Origin of the sequence: Burkholderia seminalis DSM 23518, from assembly GCF_902832885.1 — a bacterium.
Classification (GTDB): domain Bacteria; phylum Pseudomonadota; class Gammaproteobacteria; order Burkholderiales; family Burkholderiaceae; genus Burkholderia; species Burkholderia seminalis.
The window spans coordinates 1-336 of sequence record NZ_CADFDK010000055.1; the positions used below are offsets into that span (position 1 = coordinate 1).

A 336-nucleotide genomic window follows, 5' to 3' on the forward strand; every position below is an offset into this window, starting at 1 on the left:
CACAAGTTCCCGGGGCAGCTGTCGGGCGGCCAGCAGCAGCGTGTCGCGATCGCGCGCGCGCTGTCGATGGACCCGATCGCGATGCTGTTCGACGAACCGACGTCCGCGCTCGATCCCGAGATGATCAACGAAGTGCTCGACGTGATGGTCGAACTCGCGCAGGAAGGGATGACGATGATGGTCGTCACGCACGAGATGGGCTTCGCGAAGAAGGTCGCGCATCGCGTGATCTTCATGGACAAGGGCGCGATCGTCGAGGACGACCGCAAGGACGATTTCTTCTCGAATCCGAAATCGGAACGCGCGAAGGACTTCCTCGCGAAGATCCTGCACTGA

At 61.6% G+C, this 336-nt stretch carries 1 protein-coding gene; it reads left to right on the top strand.

The window, feature by feature from the left end:
• The coding region (locus tag HWX00_RS36605; RefSeq protein WP_175868211.1) for an amino acid ABC transporter ATP-binding protein at window positions 1–336 on the top strand (336 nt) is incomplete at its 5' end.